The 19,177-nt window shown below is 63.1% G+C and carries 13 protein-coding genes; 5 read left to right on the top strand and 8 right to left on the bottom strand.

The genetic code is table 11. The features are described from left to right. Positions 1–116: 116 nt before the first annotated feature. The 3 genes from ACO6D6_RS08375 to eccCa all read right to left on the bottom strand — a co-directional run bounded on the left by ACO6D6_RS08375 (position 117) and on the right by eccCa (position 7,411). Positions 117–2,954, bottom strand: a complete 2,838-nt coding sequence (locus ACO6D6_RS08375; RefSeq protein ID WP_484784806.1) for a hypothetical protein — start codon at positions 2,952–2,954, stop codon at positions 117–119. Continuing rightward, entirely contained in the window at positions 2,954–3,304 is a 351-nt protein-coding gene (locus tag ACO6D6_RS08380) for a hypothetical protein (RefSeq protein WP_484784807.1), read from the bottom strand. The genes ACO6D6_RS08375 and ACO6D6_RS08380 overlap by 1 nt, the downstream gene beginning before the upstream one ends. Positions 3,305–3,415: 111 nt before the next feature. Further along, positions 3,416–7,411, bottom strand: coding sequence for a type VII secretion protein EccCa (eccCa, locus tag ACO6D6_RS08385; RefSeq protein WP_484784808.1), 3,996 nt, complete (start codon positions 7,409–7,411; stop codon positions 3,416–3,418). Positions 7,412–7,557: 146 nt separating this feature from the next. On the opposite strand from eccCa, the gene ACO6D6_RS08390 reads away from it, so the two are divergent. Together ACO6D6_RS08390 and ACO6D6_RS08395 are read left to right on the top strand one after the other, a co-directional pair. Continuing rightward, entirely contained in the window at positions 7,558–8,904 is a 1,347-nt protein-coding gene (locus ACO6D6_RS08390; protein WP_484784809.1) for a hypothetical protein, read from the top strand. Further along, positions 8,901–10,034, top strand: a complete 1,134-nt coding sequence (locus tag ACO6D6_RS08395) for an FHA domain-containing protein (protein ID WP_484784810.1) — start codon at positions 8,901–8,903, stop codon at positions 10,032–10,034. The genes ACO6D6_RS08390 and ACO6D6_RS08395 overlap by 4 nt, the downstream gene beginning before the upstream one ends. Positions 10,035–10,119: 85 nt before the next feature. Here ACO6D6_RS08395 and ACO6D6_RS08400 read toward each other — a convergent pair whose 3' ends face one another. Together ACO6D6_RS08400 and ACO6D6_RS08405 are read right to left on the bottom strand one after the other, a co-directional pair. After that, positions 10,120–10,437 carry a WXG100 family type VII secretion target gene (locus tag ACO6D6_RS08400; RefSeq protein WP_484784811.1) on the bottom strand — a complete coding sequence of 106 codons (318 nt, stop codon included), beginning with the start codon at positions 10,435–10,437 and terminating at the stop codon, positions 10,120–10,122. A gap of 41 nt (positions 10,438–10,478) precedes the next feature. After that, positions 10,479–10,802 (bottom strand): WXG100 family type VII secretion target, encoded by a 324-nt coding sequence (locus ACO6D6_RS08405; RefSeq protein ID WP_484784812.1) that lies wholly within the window; start codon positions 10,800–10,802, stop codon positions 10,479–10,481. Positions 10,803–11,030: 228 nt separating this feature from the next. On the opposite strand from ACO6D6_RS08405, the gene ACO6D6_RS08410 reads away from it, so the two are divergent. From ACO6D6_RS08410 to mycP, 3 genes are read left to right on the top strand one after another with little or no spacing between them, the layout of a single operon-like run. Then, the gene (locus tag ACO6D6_RS08410; protein WP_484784813.1) at positions 11,031–12,344 is read left to right on the top strand and encodes an EsaB/YukD family protein; all 1,314 of its coding nucleotides are present in this window, start codon (positions 11,031–11,033) and stop codon (positions 12,342–12,344) included. Then, positions 12,344–13,720 (top strand): type VII secretion protein EccB, encoded by a 1,377-nt coding sequence (eccB, locus tag ACO6D6_RS08415; protein ID WP_484784814.1) that lies wholly within the window; start codon positions 12,344–12,346, stop codon positions 13,718–13,720. Before ACO6D6_RS08410 ends, eccB begins: the two co-directional genes overlap by 1 nt. Then, entirely contained in the window at positions 13,717–14,994 is a 1,278-nt protein-coding gene (mycP, locus tag ACO6D6_RS08420; RefSeq protein WP_484784815.1) for a type VII secretion-associated serine protease mycosin, read from the top strand. The genes eccB and mycP overlap by 4 nt, the downstream gene beginning before the upstream one ends. A 44-nt stretch (positions 14,995–15,038) precedes the next feature. Here the strand turns inward: mycP and ACO6D6_RS08425 are convergent, their stop codons facing one another. The 3 genes from ACO6D6_RS08425 to ACO6D6_RS08435 form a co-directional block, all read right to left on the bottom strand. Next, the gene (locus ACO6D6_RS08425; protein ID WP_484784816.1) at positions 15,039–15,590 is read right to left on the bottom strand and encodes a hypothetical protein; all 552 of its coding nucleotides are present in this window, start codon (positions 15,588–15,590) and stop codon (positions 15,039–15,041) included. A gap of 326 nt (positions 15,591–15,916) precedes the next feature. Beyond that, on the bottom strand, positions 15,917–16,597 hold the full coding sequence (locus ACO6D6_RS08430) for a hypothetical protein (protein ID WP_484784817.1): 681 nt from the start codon (positions 16,595–16,597) through the stop codon (positions 15,917–15,919). Positions 16,598–16,614: 17 nt separating this feature from the next. Beyond that, on the bottom strand, positions 16,615–19,161 hold the full coding sequence (locus ACO6D6_RS08435; protein ID WP_484784818.1) for a hypothetical protein: 2,547 nt from the start codon (positions 19,159–19,161) through the stop codon (positions 16,615–16,617). Positions 19,162–19,177: the final 16 nt, after the last annotated feature.

A 19,177-nucleotide genomic window follows, 5' to 3' on the forward strand; every position in this document is an offset into this window, starting at 1 on the left:
GAGACACACCATCCGAAGAAACACCACAACCCGACAAACCAAGAACCACAACAACTACGACAGCTACACACCGCCTTAGATCAGCCACAATGTCCACCCTTACACCCAGCTACTCATTACTTCTCTCCCATAAACTCTTTACGATTGATCTCAGCATTGTTCATGGCGGCATCCATCGTGATGGGCGCTCCCCCATAAATCGGATTCAATCCCCCGACCATCACCCCATCCGTCCTCGTCGTCCGCTCTGCGGAGATATAATTCCGGAACGATTTCTTCTCAAGCTCAGTCATCCGGTTGTACGGCTTGACCTCGCCATTGTCATCGAGGAAACTAACAACTTCTTTTCCACTGTTCTCAATATACTTTCTGGGCGAGAATCTCTCGTCCTCGCCCCAGTACTTCCCTTCCGAAACGGCCTGGTAGAACACATCCTCCGCCCTGTTTCGTTCGTCACGGCCAGCAGCAACTCCCCCCTGACGCGCCTCCTCTGCATTGTTCTCATCGAGAAGAGCATCCAATGTCATGGGTACTCCGACGCTCTTTGTCTGCTCAACCAGCCACTTCGCAACATTGCGTCCCTCGCCAATGATGTTCCCGAAAGGAATAGCACCAATTCCCTTCTCGATCAACGACTTCCATCGAGCATTGTTTGCATCCAATGCCTTCCCAGCCTGTTCCGATGCGGCCGCCGGAGAATGCGCAAGATCGTTCAATATGGGCGCCCACTTGTTCTGGACACCTTCCACCGCATCCTTGATGGCCAACGCATTACTACTTCCGGGAGAACCTTCTCCAACAGCATTCCTGCTAGCAAAAACATCGGAGAGGTCCTTCTCGTATGATGCGTGGGCAGCCATTCTAAGCACGTTTATGGCAGATTCACGCCCGTTGGCGAGCGGCTGGTCGAACCCGAGATCGGTGAACAAACCATTCGGCCCAAGGATCCGTTTGCGCCAGTCTTCATTCAAGCTGATCAAATATTGATTCTCACCCGTCAGAGGAGCCACATCAACGGGAGCGCCACCTTCAGGATTACCCAAAGACTTGGTGAGCCCTTCCACCTGCGGAGCAAGGATGGAACCTGCCCAGTTCCGCAAAGACCTGTGCTGGATCCCAAAGGGATCCTCCCCGTTGATGAGGTTGTTCTTGATGTCCAATCCCTCTTGGTATCCGCGCAAGAAATTTCCAGAAACCAGCGCGGCACGCTTGGACCGTTCACGCCACTCCTTGTACTCCTCGGATTCGATATCGAGCCCATGCGGCTCGGTCTCGACCGCAGCTGCCTGAGCCAAAACCCGACCCAGGCTGTCCCCGCCATCTTGAGTACCAGAATAATACTCATTGCCTCGGAACCCCGTGAGGTAGCGAGTCATGTTCATCGGCCCCTTCGCCTCAAGTTTGTTCTCGCGCGCAGGGACATCTTCTGCATTCACATCGAAGGTCGTATCGGAAGTCAGGAATTTCTGCACGGCTTCGAACCTCTTGGCGTTCTGATCCGAAATCGACTCCTGATGCTGCGGGACCCCGTCCAAAGACCCATCGTGCAGAGAGCTCGGCTCATCCATTAGCTTCAGCATGGATTCCACAGGATCCGTTGCATTCCGGTTGCCTCCGGGAGGCAACTGCTGGCCCCAGTTTCCATATCCACCGTATTGCGCTATTTCCGCGCCATGCTTGTGGTCGAAGGCAACGATGTCCTGCGCCAGTGACCCAGAAACACCACCTGACGACGACTTCTCGTTGAGGAATTCGGCCCCGAGGGTCAAGTTGGGATTCGAATTGGCGGCACTGGACAACAGCGTCCCCAGATATTCATAGCCATAATGATGCCCGTAGTTTCCACCCAGATACTCCTGCCCCGGGTCTACGACATCACCATCACCACGGTACAAGGTATTCCCAACAGCCTTCCACTGATCCAGTCTGGCGCTGGTCAAGGCGCTTATGGACTCACCGGAATCAGTGACAAGTCCTGCTTTAGCAGCAGAAAAAGCCTCTTGATCATGCGCGTTCGCCGGGTCCGCATTCATCCCTCCAGTGGACAACACCACCGACGACCCCAGGGAAGCAGAAAGAGAGTTCAGAGATTCGTCATAAGCATCCTTGTTGACCAACCGCCCCCTATACTGCTCCGCCTTGATGAGGAAATTCGTCATGTCCTCCGGCGTGACGTGCTGCGCAAGCGCCTGCGCGAAGAAGGGATTCGAACACATCCCTCCATACTTGGCATTGAACTCCATGATCTCCTCCGGGGTTGGCGAGGAGTTCTTCAAATACCTCGCGGCCTGCGGGGCCAGCTCTTGCGCCTGCTCCCACTCGGCCTGGCCATCCACCACGGGAATATCGTTGAACAACTCCGAGCCAACCTGATTGCGCGACCCCTGCTTCCCTGGCTCCACAAAGGAGTCCAGAGCTGCTGTGAGTTTCCCGGCGGCCTCCCCGGCCACCGCGTCAAGAGCCGTCATGGCAGCCTTGTACTCGGCGAGAATGTTGGCCTGGTCCTCGTCGCGAAGCTCCAAGAAGCCCCTTCTCGCATCCGCTATCTCCTCAGCGGAAACCTGCCGACCAGCAGCCACCTCCTGCCGGACGTGCTCCGCATACTCCTGAAGATTTCCCTGGTAATTCCTCTCCGCCTGGTCATAGCGTTCCCACAGATCGGGCACGGTCTTCGAAATGGCCACGCCGACCGCATCCGACCACTGCCCCAATGCCTCGGCCGGTGACACGAATACTCCAGCGAAACCATGCGTATGCTTACCGAGCCTCCGGATTGACTCCATATAGGCGTCCTTCGCCTCCCCCACCCACTCCGGCACCCTGTACGCCGGACAGGAATACACCTGCGTGCTTTGAATCATCCCCCGCGCATACCGATAACCCTCCGAAAGCTTGGAAACGGCGTCCCGAACATCGGGAGGCAGCGGCATCACATCCGCACCCCGACCAGTCATCAGTGATCGCCTCCGCTCATCCTCGACGCGATCCTCTGGAACTTCTCATCATTGAATTTTTCCGTCTCGTCATAATTCGAGATCGCCTTCTCCTGTCCCGAACCCAGAACACCGCAGGCGTCCGAGTACTCTGCCGCCGCCCACCTCGTCACCTGATTGAAATTCAAAACCTTCGACGCCAAGGCCTGGATCCCCTCGTTGGGACCGGCGGGCAGTGGGTAAGCAATTCCGGTACTCGGTAATCTGTCAATATACGCGCCAACCTGCCCGAAATTGTCCGCATCCTCCCAATCCTTCTTCGCGTTGACGCCCACAGCCGCACGATTGAACTCAATATCACCCGTCAGCACTGACCTCCCGCCACCATTGGCTCACCCCGCAACTCTATCCAACCCGGCGCCCCTCCGGTAAGGGAACCGGGAAAACTCTCCGCGCCTGCACGGGCTGACGCAGCCGGCCGCTCAGGCCTGGTCGGCCCACACCAGCTGCGCCCGGAAGTAGCCGTCGTCGCGTGAGATCACCTGGGCGCGGCCCGGCATCGACTTCACCGGCTTCACACGACCGATGATGCTGCCCTCCTCCGGGCTGCCGGACAGCAGGATGCCGGTGGCCCCCAGGTCCCGCATGGACTGCAGCACCGGCTCGTACAGCGCCCGGGACGCGCCACCCATCCGGCGCGCCACCAGAATGTGCAACCCGAGGTCCTGGGCCTGGGCCATCAGCGGTTGCAGCACCGTGAGCGGGTTGTTTCCCTGAATCGCCACCAGGTCGTAGTCGTCCACCAGGACCCACGCCTCCGCTCCCGTCCACCAGGAACGGCCGCGCAACTGATCCGAGGTCACCGAATCGCTGGGCATGCGTGCTCTCAGGAACTCGGCGAGGTGCCCCAAGACCCCCTCGGTTTCCTCCGGATTCGTCATGTAGGCCGCCAGGTATTCCGTCGGCACCTGGTCCAGCAGCGACCGCCGGTAGTCCACGACGAAGATCTGCGCCTGCTGCGATGGGAAGTTGCGCATGATCTCCCGGGCGAACGACCGCAGGAACGTGGTCTTGCCCGACTTCGCGTCGCCGAGCAGGAACAGGTGATTGTCCTGGCGGGGACGGAACATGAAGGGCCCGAGTCGGGTTTCCTCCACCCCCAGCACCAGGCCCTCCGCCGCCCCGGGGTGCTGCAGCATCTTCTCCACCGTGACGTGGAGGGGCAACAGACGCAGCTTCGGTCCCGGCGCCGGGGCCGCCTGAGCGATTCGATCAAGGGACGTCCTCACGCCCTTGCCAAGGGACGACGGGTCCTGTTCGCCGTCGATACGTGGTAGGCCCACGAGAACGTGGTGATGCCCGATCTCCTGTCCACGTCCCGGCCTTTCCGGGGGCACGGCCTTCGCCACCTTGCGATCGAGCCTGGTGTCCATCACATCACCCAGTTTCAGTTCCAGACGTGACCCGATCGAGTCCGCCACCTGCTGGCGGATATCCGCCCAGCGGTTGGTGCTCAGCAACACGTGGACACCGAACGAAAGCGCCCGGGTCATGATCCCCAGGATCCTGGTGTCCACGTCATTGAGGTCCGTTTTCATCACGGCCCAGCCGTCGACCACCAGGAACACGTCGCCGTAGCCGTCGTCGAAACGCCCCTCGGCCCGTCCCTGCCGGTAGGTGTCCATGGAATCGATCCGCTTCCCGCGGAAGTACTTCTCGCGGTCGTCGATGATGCCCTCGATCTCCGAGAGCATGCGGTTCACCACGTCCGGCCGGTCCCGGGTCGCCACACCCGCCACGTGAGCCGCCCCGTTGAAGGCGGTGAAACCGCCGCCACCCAGGTCGATGACGTAGAACTGCACCTCCTGAGGGGTGTGCACCAGGCTCAACGCCATCACCACCGACCGGAGGGTCGTCGACTTTCCCGTCAGAGGACCACCGACCACGGCGAAATGCCCGTTGGCTCCCGAGAAGTCGAACTCCAGCACGTCGCGGCGCTGCTCCAGGGGCAGGTCGACGGTGCCCAGCGGGATGCGCAGCGGGCCGCGGGCACGCCACGAGGGCGAGATCAGGCCCAGCTCGGGATCGGCCACGAGATCCCCGAAAAGCTGGTCCAGCGTGTCCGACACGTCCAGCGGCGGCAACCACACCTGATGGGCCGGGATTCCCCTGCCCCGCATCCGGGCGACGGCGATGTCCATCTGGGTCATGTCATCCCACTTCGAGTCCTCGGGCCTGGCGCCGACGGCCTCTGGTTCCTGTTCCGCGTCGGTTTTCTCCAGGACCACGGGCCCGGTGGTGAAGGGCAGGATCCTGATGGGCGCATCGCGCATCCTCTCCCGGAGTTCCCGGTCGTCCGGTCGCGCGGGCGGAGGGGCGGCCACGTAGGACGACCGGAAACGGATCATCTCGTCCGTTCCAGGTTTCAGGTAGCCCACCCCCGGGTAGCCCGGGAGTCCGTAGGCGTCCGGCACACCCAGCACGTCCCGGGACTCGCCCGCGGAGAAGGTTCGCAACCCGATCCGGTAGGACAGGTGCGAGTCCAGGCCCTTCATGCGCCCGGATTCCAGGCGCTGCGAGGACAGCAGCAGATGGATCGACATCGAACGTCCCAGCCGGCCGATGGCGACGAACAGGTCGGCGAACTCCGGTTTCGCGCTCAGCAGCTCCGAGAACTCGTCGAGGATGATGAACAGCGCAGGCATGGGTGGATGGTTGTGTTTGCCCGCCAACCGGTCCGCCTCGTAGTCGGTGACGTTGGCGTAGTTGCCGGCCTGCCGCAGGATCTCCTGCCGTCGCACCATCTCGCCGCGCAGCGCCTCCTGCATGCGGTCCACCAGGGACAGTTCCGACTCCAGATTCGAGATCATGGCCGAGACGTGGGGCAGATCCGCCATGCCCGCGAAGGTGGCGCCACCCTTGAAGTCGACCAGGACGAAGTTCAGCTGCTCCGGCGGATGCGTCATCGCCATCGCCAGCACCAGGGTGCGCAGCACCTCCGACTTGCCCGAACCGGTGGCACCGATCAGCAGGCCGTGCGGCCCCATTCCCTGCTGGGCGGATTCCTTGATGTCCAGGACCACCGGAACCCCTTCAGGGGTGACGGCGAACGGCACCCGCAGCCGGTCGCGACCCTCCCGTCGCCTCCACTGCCGGTCCGGGTCGAAGTCACGGACGTCGCCGGTGCCCAGCAACTCCATCAGGTTCTGGGAGCGTTTCGGATCCGGTTTGCCCATCGGGGCCTCGGCCTCGGGACGGTCCTCCGCCATCCAGGGGGCCATGCGTCGCGCGATGGCCTCGGCCTGGGGGATGCCCATCGCGTCCGGGGTGGCCAGGATCGGTTCCTGATCCAGCAGCAGCAGTTCCATGCGCCCGCGGTCGCCGGGCCGCGCCCCGGGATGCAGGATCATGCGCAGGGTCGCGCGAGAGGTCATCGGGCCCCAAGACGTCATGGTCCGCACCACGGTGACCCCCTCCAGCCCGCCGATCCCTCCCAGGGAGGTGTTCATCGGCAGGCTCACCCCGTCCAGGATCAGGAACAGGTGCGGCCAGTCGGTGGTCTCCGAACGTGTTCGGAACACGCCACGTCCGGTGATCTCCTCCCCGAGCAGCTGCACCAGCTCCTCGGGATCCGTCGTCACCATGCGGGCCGGCCCCAGGGCGTCGCTGAGCTGCGTGGACCGGGCGTGGGGAAGCCATTTCACCCATTCCCACTCGTCGCGGTTCTTCTCGGAGCAGAAAACCGCGACGCGCATCGCCTGCGGTGAACTCAGGGTGGTGACGTGCATCGTCATGGCTCGCACCTGGGCTCGCGTCGCCTCCGCGGGCCCGGCCACGTCGATGTGGCTGAAATCACCCAGCATGACCCCCAGCGGCAGTTCCTCGACCATCGAATGGGCATCGATGAAACGCCGCATGGCTGAGAGGCAGACCACGTCGGGTTTGGCCAGTGGTGCCAGCTCCGGTTCCACAAGTTGCATCGCCAGTTCCTGCGACGAGGAACCCAACCGCACGTGCGTGACCATCTCGTTGTCGGTGTTGCGTTCCCACAGGCGCGTCCCCTCGTGGGCGATCAGCACCAGGGAATCCGGGGAGGGCAGCTGCCAGCCGACGTAGTTGCGCTGCCTGCGGGTCACGGTGCGAACCGTCTTGCGGGTTTCCCCCAGATAGGCCAGGTACTCCCGGCGCAGGGTGTCGACTTTCTGGCTGTGCCCCGCCACCTGCCGGTAGATGTTGAAACCCACCATCACGAGCATCGCGAAGACCATGGCGCAGGCCATGAGCAGCATCCGGGTGTTCTGCCCCTGCGAGAGCGCCATGAAAACCATGACACCAACCGAGCCCATCATCGGGACCACGGTCATCAGGGCGGTGCCCATGCTGGCGGCCTCGGGCTGGTCGGGGGGAACCTGGATCTCGATCTGCCCGGAGGGAAGCTCGGGAGCCGCGGTCCCCTCGTCCTGTATGGGTTGAACCATGCCTTGGCACTCCCCGTCTCGAGTGGTCACAACATCATGATCTGGTCGCGTTTTCAAGGTCTGGATGTCACCCAAGCCCGTTTCATATTATCGTCAGCAAGATGAACCACACCCCCGGTTCATTCCCTTGAAAAATGGAGGATTCCATGGCCACGCAGCTGGCGTCGACCACGATCCTTCACGGCGCCTCGAAACGGGACATCGCGGTTCCGGTCGGCACGACGGTGGCGCGGGTCATGTCAATGCTGCGGATCGACGCCGACCCCGAGACGCTGTGTCTGACCCACCCCGACGGCACCCCCGTCGACCCGGACCTGGCCCTCGGCAGCGACCTGACATCCGGAACCGTCCTGACGCTCACCGGCCCCGCCGAGAGCGAGCGGGTGGCGCAGCAGGTGGCGGTCCGGGCCTCCTCCCCGTGGTTTCGTCCCACGCTCGTGCTGTCCTTGTTCCTGACCCTGGTCACGGGCATCGAGACGGCGTGCCTGGCAGGGCCCGTCCTCGGCTGGTGGCCCGTCCCCGACGTGCTGAGGGGGTCGGCTGCAGTCGCCTGCGTCGTCGCTCTCGGATGGTCGCTCAGGTGGCGGCGGATGCGTTGCACCTCCCCCGGCCTCCTGGTCGCCACCGCCCTGATCGGGGTCTGCGGGACCGCTTTGCTCCCCACCGATACCGGTTCCCTGCCCCGGCTGGCCCTGGCGGCCACCGCCTGGACCGCGCTGGTCGCGGCGCTGGTCGTGTGGTTGGTCGACAACAGGTCCACCCTCAGCTCCACCATGGCCACCCTGTGGGGGCTGGCCGGTGTCCTGACGTGTTTGTTCGTGGTGACCGACGCCCCTGTCACCACGATCTCAGCCCTGGTGCTGGCGGTCGCGACCATGGCGGTGACCGTCATCCCCACCTTCGCGTTCCGCATCCCCGAGACCCAGCTGCTGGACCTTCCCACCGTCACCACCTCCGCGCCTGCGGTCCGCACCCCGGAGGTCGCGGCCCCTGCCCCCATCACCGCGAACCGGGTTCTCCGTTCGATCCGTGAGGGCAACGCCCGGGGGCAGCTGCTGCTCATCGTGTGCTGTGGAACGGCCGGGATCTGCGCTTTCCCCGCCGCAGGGCTCATGAGGTCCGATCAGCCAGCGACCGGGATAGCGGGTGGGGTCATGATGCTCAGCGCCTTCCTGTCCCTGGCACTGGCGCCTCGAACTCGCCGTGACCGCCCGGGTCGCATTCTGCCGCGCGTCGCCGCCCTGGTGATCGTCGCCGCGACACTGTCCGCCTTCGGCGTCTCCCAGCCGCTGGGGTCGCAGGTGACCGCGCTGCTGGTGATCCTCGCGGCCGCGTCACTCAGCATCATCACCACGTCTTTCGCCAAGGGCACCGGATCTGCGCTGCTCGGGCGAGCCGGGGACATCACGCAGACGTTTTCCCTGGTCCTTCTGCTCCCTGCGGCCGCCTACGCAGCCGGCATGTTCGACCTGGTACGGCAGATCGCATCATGACCCAGCTCGACCTGACCGCCCTCCCCCCGCCCCGGGCCGAAACCATGTTCCCCGATGCGGGTCCCGATCCTGTGGAGGCCGAGCAGCGCGACGACATCCCGGTCCCCGCAGACGGGTTGACCCGCACACTGTCCTACCTGACGGATCTGGCCTGTGTCGTGGCGGTGGCCGGCCCGCTCTGGCGACTCCTGTACTCCCCGGTGCTGACGGGCATCGCAATCGTGGAACTGGTCGCCGTCCTCACCTTGCTGCGCGCCCGCACCGGACGCACCCCGGGCGCGTTGATCTCCGGAACGGTTGCCGTCGCCGACGGCAGCGATCACGCTCCAGGCCTGAAACGGCAGCTGGTGCGTACCGCGCTGATGGTCCTGTTGCACGTGACCGTTGTGGGTCCGCTGATCGTCAGTTTCCTGAGCCGCGACGGCAGGGATCTGGTGGACCGGATCGCCGGTACCGCGGTGCTCGATCTGCGGTCCGGGAAATCCCTCTCCGGTTCCGGGAACGGGGATGAGGAAGCCGAGGAGCCGCTTCCCGGGGGGCAGGAGAATCCGGGGGTCCCGGCGCCCAGCACCCCGGGGAACCCGTGGCACCAAGGAGAGTCTCCCGCCCCCGCGGCCAGTCCCCTGACGCCACGCAGGGCCGCTTTCCTGGAACCGACCCCGGCAGCACCTCCCGGGAACGCACAGACCGGCCCCTTGAAACCACGCAGGGCCGCGCCGCCACCGCCCACACCGCCACCGCCCACGCCGCCGAAACCCTCGCCAGCCCCCTCCAGCGGCCCGGTCGGGCTCCCGGGCACGGTGCAGGCATGGCTGGTAGTGGATTCCGGCCAGCGCGAGAAGGTGGATTCCATCCTGGTCGTGGGGCGGGAACCCACGGGCACCGACGGGGAACGCCGATTGGTCATACCGGACCCCACGAACTCGATCTCGCGGACCCATCTGAGACTCGGCCCGGCCAGCGGTGGGGTGTGGGTTGAGGATGCCTCATCCACGAACGGAACCGTCGTCCGCAATGCCGCCGGCGCCGTCACCCATCTGGCGCGCGGCAGACGCACCCTGATCCCTCTCGGAACGACGATCATCATGGGGGAACGCACCATGATGATAATGAACGGTTCGCCGCGATGAGGGATCGTTTCGGTTGCAGGGAACGGGGCGGGAATCCTTGGATTCCCGCCCCCGTTTCAAACTTGGTCAATTGCCGGATCCGGCCTCAGGCCTTGGGTATTTCCACATCATCCATGAGTCTCTTGTTCTGAACCTCGGCTCCCTGGTAACCGAGTTTTGCGTTGAGCACCTCGATGTTGAACTGATGGAGGGCCGAACGCATCTCCAACTCCTTTTGCTCCCATTCCCTTCTGCGAATGGCGTAGGCTTCTCTGTCCTCGCCGTCCCAGCTGCTCTCCATGAGGTCAAGCTTTCCGGTCAGCGTGTCCATGCTCGCCTCGATGCCCCGGTGGTGTTTGTTGATCTCTTCCTGGAGAAGATCCACGGCGGAGTAGTTGACAACCATGTCTTTTTCAATGCTCATTTTGAATCACGCCTTTCTTTGTCGAAGAACACGTCCGCAGTTCAGAGTGTGCCGCCGGTCATTCGCTTCTCGAGGTCCAGGAAGGCCGTGGAATGAACCTCTTCCACCTGTCCCGAGTTGGTCTCGGACCCCTTGAGGGCGTCACTGAACCCCAGCAGCGAATTGTTGAGCGCCTTCGCCTTCTCGATCCAGAGCATGGCGGCCGCATACATGGCGTCCGACCCCCGGCCCTGCCAGCCGGCCCGGGCCGCTTCCTTGCTCGCGTCGACGCCTTTGATGTGCCCCGCCACCTCGCTGTAAGCCTCCAGTGTGGCGTCGGAGCCGGCTTTGAGCCCACCTTGAATGATGCGTACGGTACCTGCCATGGTTCGTCCTCCGGTGTGGTGGATGTGTGCGATGCACGCGACCTGCTGCACCGCGGGTAACTGCCCCCAACCCTAACGCACCCCATAGTTCACGAACGAGGGGTTCGGGAGAAGCCATGAGGCAGCATTCATTAATTTTTCAACTGACTTTCGGGTAGTGGGGACCGCCCGGAAGAAGTAGCCTTGGCCGAGGAACCCGTTCCAGCGCCAGCACGACAAAGGAACCCCATGCCGTCCTCCGAAAGCTCCCCCATCGGTGCCCTCCTGCCGATCTCGCTGAGCATGGCGGGGAACACCACCGACATATCGGTTCCACCCAACATCGCGCTGGCCGAGCTGATGCCGGCGATCATCAAGGCCCTGCGCCCCCTGGATCCGGGAACCGCCACCCGGGGTTTCACCATTCGAACCTCGGACGGCCGCGTCCTGAACCAGTCGGAGTCCCTCCCCGAGCAGCGGATACGTCCCGGGGCGGTTCTCACCGTGGAACCGAGCGGCACCAACGTCAAGGACCAGCGCTACGACGACCTGGTAGAGGCCGTGGGAACCGCGGTGGCCGAGAACTCCACCCCTTGGGAGAGGACCAGTTCCGTCCAGCTGTCGGCCCACGCCTCGGCAGCCCTGGTGCTGCTGGCCGCCCTGCTCCTGGTGACGGGTTCACGGGAACCTGTCCTGACCGCGACGGTGGGCGCCTGCGGGGCGGTTCTCACCACCCTGGCCGCCGCCGTCGTGGCGCGCATGCCCAATCGCCCCGGCGCGCTGTCCCTGGGACACACCACCCCGGTCCTGATCGCCTGCGCCGCCTTCGCGGTCACCCCGGGGCACTGGTTCTCGCTGCCATTGGCGGCGGCCGGCATCGGTCTGGTCGCCGGTTCGACGACGCTCCTGGTCCTCCCCTCCGACCTACGGGTCTCCATGACCGCCCCCATCACCACGGGTGTGTCGTTCATTCTCGTAGGTGGGCTGGTCGGGATGCTGGACATCCCTCCCGACAGGGCGGCCGCCACCACCCTCGCCCTGTTGGTGGTGATCACACTCAGCGCACCCTGGGTGGCCATGGCACAGCTGCCAACGACCATCGGAACCAGCAGGGAGAACGAGAGAATCGACCCTGCGCGGGTGTACTCCCGCGTCGGGAACGCCCGCGTGCTGGTGATATCGCTGAAGGCGGGCTGCTCGGCGGCCATGATGGTGCTGGCCCCGCTGATGACGACCTCCCCCACGGCGATCACGATGCTGGCCTGTGTCGGGCTGGCCCTGATGCTGGCCACCCGGTCGCTGCGTTCCTCGGTCGAGGTGGTCATAGGCGTGCTCACCGGAATGTTGCTGACCATCGTCGCCGCGGTGGCCACCACGACGGTCATTCCCGACGCCCTGCCCTGGACCCTCGGCGCGATCATCCTGGCCGCGGTGCTGCTCCTGGCCGCCAACGTGGTCTCGCAGAAACTGCGTCCCTGGTTGACCCGGTTGGCGGATGTCGCCGGGGTCCTCGTGCTGCTGGGGATCCTGCCGCTGGCGGCACTGGTCTGGGGGGTCGTCTGATGCCGTCCAACAAGGAGATCCTCGAGGCCCAGCGCTACAACCGCCGCCGCCTGATCACGGCATTCTCCTCCGGGATACCCGGCGGCCGCGAACTGGAGTCCAAGTCACCGTTCATTCCCCTGATCGTTGGCGTGGTCGTCGTAGCGATCATGCTGGGAATCGGGGCCATCATCAGCCAGTTCTCCCCAACCCTGCCGAACGGCTGGCAGGACTCGACCCTGATCGTGGTGAAGGGAACCGGTTCCCGGTACTACACGATCAAGGGCACCCTGCGCCCGGTCACCAACGTCACCTCGGCGCGCCTGCTGTCGGAGTCGGGCAAGTACCAGGTCAGCGAGGTCTCCTCCTCAACCATCGACGGGATCAGCCGCGGCACCCAGATCGGCATCACCGGCGTTCCCGACGACGTTCCCCCCGCCGGTCAGCTCCACTCGGATCTCTGGTTCTCCTGCGCAATTCCCGGCAAAACCCACACCTGGGTGGCGCACCTGCCCGAGCCCCGAACCCGGCGTGGCAGCGCCCTGGTCAAGAACCAGGACGATTTCTTCCTGATCGCCGACGGCCTGCGCCACAAGATCCCGCGGGAGCAGAGGAACAAGGTGCTCCTGGCGCTGGGGATGGAATCGACGACACCGGCCGAGGTCGATGCCGCCTGGCTGTCCCTGTTCAAGCTGGGTTCGGACCTGCAGCCCTTGGAGGTACCGAACGCGGGCCAACCCGTGGAGGGCATGCCGGAGCGTCTGGGAACGGTCACCATCGGGACCGTCATCCAGGTCGACGATCACGGCTCGCAGCGGCGTTACGTCGTCACCGGTTCCGGCAAGGTGGCGACGCTGTCCGAGACCGCGGACAAACTCCACCAGACCGAAGCCCCCCTGACCGTCTCGTTCTCCGACATGTCCTCCGTCGAGGTGGACCCGGCGGGCATCGCCCCGACCGACTGGCCGCGCCGAATCGAGGACACCGTTCCGGGCAGTTCCCTGCCCTGCGCCCAACTGTCGCAGTCCTCGGACGGGTCGTCGGTGACGGCGCTGTACTCGATGACCCGGGAGGCCCTCGTCGAAGCACTCCCGGCGCCGTCGGGAACCGAGGCGACCGTGGAGGAGAAACTGCGTTCCGTCCCGACCCCCACCACCGTTCTGGGCGGGTCGGGCGCCCTGGTCCGGGCCACATCGGGAGGCACCCTCGGCATGGTCATGCTGGTCTCCGACCTCGGCACCCTGCACGGCTTGGGTGCCCAACCCGCCGAATCCCTGGCGCGCCTGGGATACACGGACAACGACGTCCACGTGATCCCGGCGGAGTGGACGGCGCTGATACCGGAGGGAACCGCGCTCGAACCCGATGGCGCCTGGGCCACGGTGGGGCAGCAGTGATCCGGCTGCGCGTCCTGGGCGGGAAACTCGCTGCCATCTGCGGAGCAGTGGCCCTCCTGCTGCCGTCGCTGCCCGCGCAGGCCCTGATCAGCGACGGGCAGAGCAGGATGAACACGGTTACCGAGGACAGGAATACCCCCTGCCAGGTCGGGACAACCGCCATGGTGGAGCAGGCCCCGAACGTGATCTCCCTCCTCGGGATCAAGAAAGCGTGGCAGCTCTCCCGGGGCGGCGGGGTGAAGGTGGCGATCGTCGATTCCGGGGTGGTCGCATCCAACGTCCACCTCACGGAGAACGTGCTGCCGGGCATCGACCTGGTGGACAGCGGCGACGGACGTACGGATGCCGCGGGACACGGAACCGCCATCGCCGGGCAGATAGCGGCCCACGAGGTGGAGGGTTCCGGTCTGGTGGGCTTGGCGCCGGAGGCCGAGATCCTTCCGGTCCGGGTCTACGTCAGCGAACAGCACGACGCCGCCTCGGCCGGGAAGGGACCCGACGGGGCCCGCACCGCCAAAGGTATCGTCTGGGCCGCCGACCGGGGGGCGAAGGTGATAGTCGTGGCGCAGTCCTCCCCCACGGATCTGCCCGAGTTGAAGGCCGCGGTGGAGCACGCCACTGCTTCAGGGGCGCTGGTGGTGGCCTCAGCGGGCAACGTCCCGCAGGATCAGCAGAACAGGACCGAGGATCCCAAGGCGCCGCGCTACCCTGCGGCCTATCCCCAGGCGTTGTCGGTCACGGCAGTGGATGCCAGCGGGGCCCCGTCGGATTCCGTGCTCCACGGCGAACACGTCGAGGTGGCGGCCCCAGGGTCGCAGGTGCTGAGCACCTTCTTCGGCGACGGCGACTGCATGTTCGCCGGGAACCAGCCGACGACCTCCTACGCCACCGGATACGTGGCGGGGATCGCGGCGCTGGTGGTGGCCAGGTACCCGGATGAAACCCCGGCCGACTGGAAGCATCGGATCCTGGCGACGGCCCTGCGCCCGTCGCGTTCTCATCGCGACAAACTGATCGGCTGGGGAATAGTCGCCCCCTACGATGCCCTGAGTTTCGTCAATGACGGTTCCCTGGAGGGTCCGGAGAATCCCCGCTTCCCGGCCCCGACGAAGCAGGAGACCCCGCTCATGACGCCCCCGGAACCGAAACCGGACCCGCGCCCGGCGCGCACCGCGGCCCTGGGAGTCATGGCGGGGATCAGTTGCCTGGCGACATTGGCGATCCTGATCGCCTCCCGGCTGCGGGGTCCGTCACCCAAGAAGTCGCGGAAGTGATCGCCCTTCCCGGGCTCGACGAGAATCCGGCCGGTGGGCCGTCCTCACGATTCCGTCGGGCTGGGTGAGGGCTCCGGGGAAGACGGCGCAGTGTTCACCGTGTACGGGGCAGCAGGCGTGGCGGCCGGTTGGATGAACGAGATCGTGTCCAGCACCCCGATCAGCTCGGCAGGAATGACGCTCTCACCCTCAAAACCCCGGACCTCAATCCGCCACAGCCCATCCTCACGCCAAATGTGCCAAATCTGGAAGGGAAAAAGTTTGTCCTCCTGGCCAACAATTTTTCCCATACCGGAATACCCCCACGCCTCCGAACCACCAATCACACGGGAACCTAGGAACACCGTATGAAACATAGCTCCTTTCTCCACGGCATCGGTCATGGATCGCTCAGCCCTGGCCTTTATGTTCGCATCCGGTCCACGCATTCCGGAAACATTGGGCGCATAGTTCTTGATCCACACCCCCACGGGCGGAGAATTCCCATGATTGGGAGCCACCACCAGATCATAGGCCAGCGGAGTTTCTTCCCTGTCCAGGAGAACCCACCCCTTCGGCACTTCCAAGGTCACCGCATCCTGCTCCTCACGCTCCACCCAAGAAACACTGGGAGACGGACTCCCACCCCCATCAGGAACAGTCGAGCAACCTCCGCAAAGAAAACAGGACCCCGCGATCACGGAGAGGACCGCCCCCTTGAAAAGCCCAACGATCGGATTCTGCATGATCCACCTCATTCAAATCATTCATCACGAGCCTGTATTCGCCGCGCACGAGCCTCCTCCAAGGACCCACCCACAGCGCCAAGAACGTCCCCATAGACGGACTTGAGCCCACCCTCTCCAATAATATAATCTTGGAAGGAACTTATCTACCGAACCATCGACATCCAATCCGGCGACACCAAATGACCCAAGTCAGGTCACGATTCCGTCGGGCTGGGTGAGGGCTCCGGGGAAGACGGCGCAGTGTTCACCGTGTACGGGGCAGCAGGCGTGGCGGCCGGTTGGATGAACGAGATCGTGTCCAGCACCCCGATCAGCTCGGCAGGAATGATGCCCGCACCCTCAAAACCCCGGACCTCAATCCGCCACAGCCCATCCTCACGCCAAATGTACCAAATCTGGAAAGGAAAAAGTTTGTCCTCTTGACCAACAATTTTCCCCATACCGGAATACCCCCACGCCTCCGAACCACCAATCACACGAGAACCCAAGGAAACAGCATGAAACATAGCCCCTTTCTCCACGTCACCATTCATGGCCCTGTCACACCAAGCCTTTATGTTCGCATCCGGCCCACGCAATCTGGCAACATTGGGCGCATAGTTCTTGATCCACACCCCCACGGGCGGAGAATTCCCATGATTGGGAGCCACCACCAGATCATAGGCCAGCGGAGTTTCTTCCCTGTCCAGGAGAACCCACCCCTTCGGCACTTCCAAGGTCACCGCATCCTGCTCCTCACGCTCCACCCAAGAAACACTGGGAGACGGACTCCCACCCCCATCAGGAACAGTCGAGCAACCTCCGCAAAGAAAACAGGACCCCGCGATCACGGAGAGGACCGCCCCCTTGAAAAGCCCAACGATCGGATTCTGCATGATCCACCTCATTCAAATCATTCATCACGAGCCTGTATTCGCCGCGCACGAGCCTCCTCCAAGGACCCACCCACAGCGCCAAGAACGTCCCCATAGACGGACTTGAGCCCACCCTCTCCAATAATATAATCTTGAAAGGAACTCCTCTGATCCGGACTCATGTCTTTGTATGGCAAGACAGTGTTCTCGCCATTTCGGAAATCCACCCCCATCGAGCCCCTGCCGAAGTACCCCGCGGGGGTACGAGCGGGATCTTCTCCCCAATAATTGCCCTCAGAGATCGCCTGATAGGTCAAGTCCCGCATCAAGTTCTCCAGCATTTGTTGAGCCTTTCTTTTTTCCTCCTTCGGATCGACACCCAACGGCTCTTCCCAAAATGCCTTTCCCGCCTCAGGAATCACGGCCCCTTTGACCCGGTCAAGAACCCACTTGGCAAAATCACGCCCTTTACCAAGCAGGTTTCCGAAGGGAACAGAGGTGAGCCACTCCTTCACCGCAGCGTCAATTTCCCTGTTATGGCATTCAATGGCTTCCTTCACTTGGGCCGTTGAATCCGCTGGCGCCACCGTCATGGCACCCATCAGGTGCGCCCATTTCTTCTGAACACTGATCAGCCTGCCCTCGACGGGGATAGACGGCTGCGCATAGTCCGGGCTCAGGGAATTCCTCAAATCTTCTTGGTATCCCGCGCTGGCAGCCCCCATGAGGGTGTTGAGCGCTGGCGGATGCCCCGAAGGGGTACGATCATCGTTCGGGTTGTCCGGCGTGCCGTTCAAGTCTGCTCTCTGATCGAATGCCAGATCGGTGAAAAGACCGTTCGCGCCAATGATTCGATTCCTCAGGTCGCTGCCCAGTTTTATCATGTACCCATCATGGCTGAACGGCTGGGGTGCGGTGAAGGCGAGATCGGGCTCGCCTTTCTCCCCTTGAGAGTCGGCACTCCCCATGGAATTAGTGATTCCTTCGACGTGCGGAGCAAGAGCGAGCCCAACCCAGCCGCGCAGTTTGTCATGCGCTTTGCCATATGGGTCCTGACCATTCTCATTCCCGTTATCTATCTCAAGGCCTTCTTGATATCCAAGCGAGAGGTTTCCCGCAATCTTTGCGGGCTGTTCGGTGCGCCGAGCCCACGCCTGGTATTCCTCGAAAGACATTGGCTCTTGCGGTTTGGGAGCACTGGTAGTCGCCTGAGCGATGACCCTACCCAAGGCGTCTCCGCCATCTTGGGTGCCAGAGTAGTACGCATTGCCTCGGAACCCGGTGAGGTAGCGGGTCATGTTCATCGGGCCCTCGCCGGCGTAATGGGGTTTACGGGAAAGAGCTTCGGATGATTTTACATCAAATGTCGTATCAGATGCCAAGAAGCTCTGCGTCGCCTCAAGTCGTTTGGCGTTCTGCGCTGACAGCGCATCCCACGCAGGCGAGTCCTTGGCGATCCCACCATCCGAAAGCGCTTCGGGCTCATCCATCAGCCTAAGGACTGATTCGACGACGTCAGTGGAATGCGGATCACCACCAGGCGGAATCCCCCCCACCCATTCTCCGTAGCGAGAACCGATTGGATTCGTCAGCTCTTCCTTGTGCGTGTGATCAAAAGCAACGATGTCATTCGCCAACGAATCGGCGCCGCTCATAGCCTTTGCCCCTAACGCCAGGTTTGGATTCGATTTAGCGGCACCATCGAACATCTCCCCCAGATATTCATACCCGTAATGCCTACCCGATACAGCACCTATACCCATTCCATCTTGCTCAACCGGATTGCCGTTTCCGTCAAATAGTTGATTACCGACCTTTTTCCATTGCTCAAGTCTAGCGTCCTCCAAGGCCTCCACCGACCCACCAGCATCAGTCACAAGTCCAGCACGAGACGCCTCGAAGGTTTCGTTCACCTCCACCAGCGCCGGATCGGCATTCATTCCCCCGGTAGCGAGAGAAACCGCCGATCCCAAGGATGCGCAAATCGAATTCAGTGAGGCATCTATGGAAGACTTCCCTGCCCCATACCTGAGCTTTTGAGCTTGCACCAGGAAACGCGTCATCGCCTCAGGGTCAACCCGTTCAGCCAAGGCTCGAGCGAAGAAAGGATTTTTGCACAACTCTCCATATTTCTCCTGAAAATCCCGTATATCCTGCTCTGTCGGGAATCCGCCATTGATTATGCTTGCCGCAGGACCAGCTTCGCTCTGCGCCTGTTCCCATTCCGCCTGGCCATCAACCACGGGTATGTCATTGAACATTGCCGCGCCGATCCGGTTGCGCGATCCCTGCAGCGACGGATCAACAATCGTGTCGAGGGTGTTCTGGATCGCCGTCGCAGCCGTCTGAGCGTCATCGTCCAACCCATCCATCGCAGTTTTGTAGTCCGCGATGACCTTGTCCTGAGCCCGTTTGAGGTCGTCTTCCAAACATGCTTCCCGCAGTATCCAGTCCGCCCCGGAATTGACCTCTCCCCGTCGATTTGAGGCCTCGATCTCTTCGTTGAGATCATCTATACCCTTGTTGTAAACCCGAATCGCCTCGTTGTAGCGTTCCCAGAATTCGGGCACCGTCGTGGTGATCATCTTCCTCAACGCCGCG

The organism is Arachnia sp., assembly GCF_057238465.1.